General features: G+C 74.8%; 1 protein-coding gene. It reads left to right on the forward strand.

The features are described from left to right. Positions 1-246 (forward strand): DUF5919 domain-containing protein (locus tag KVT44_RS56555; protein WP_254651260.1); only part of this gene is annotated, 246 nt, incomplete at both ends.

Genomic DNA, 246 nt, shown 5'->3' on the forward strand with positions numbered 1-246 from the left:
ATCGGGGGCGCCCACCGCCCCGACGCCATCGGCATCGGCCTGAACCTGCAGGTGCAGAACTTCTCCGGGCGGCGGCTCGTACGCCTCGCCGAGGCGGGCTGCCGGGTGCGGCTGCTCTTCCTGAACCCGGCATCCAGCGCGGTCAAGCGGCGCGGGCGCGAACTCGGCCTCAAGCGGGGCGTGTTGGGCCGGGCCGTGGGGATGAACATCCTGCACATGCGGCGGGTGCGGGCCCGGCCGGGCGAC

The organism is Streptomyces sp. GbtcB7 (genome assembly GCF_019091445.1).
Classification (GTDB): domain Bacteria; phylum Actinomycetota; class Actinomycetes; order Streptomycetales; family Streptomycetaceae; genus Streptomyces; species Streptomyces mirabilis.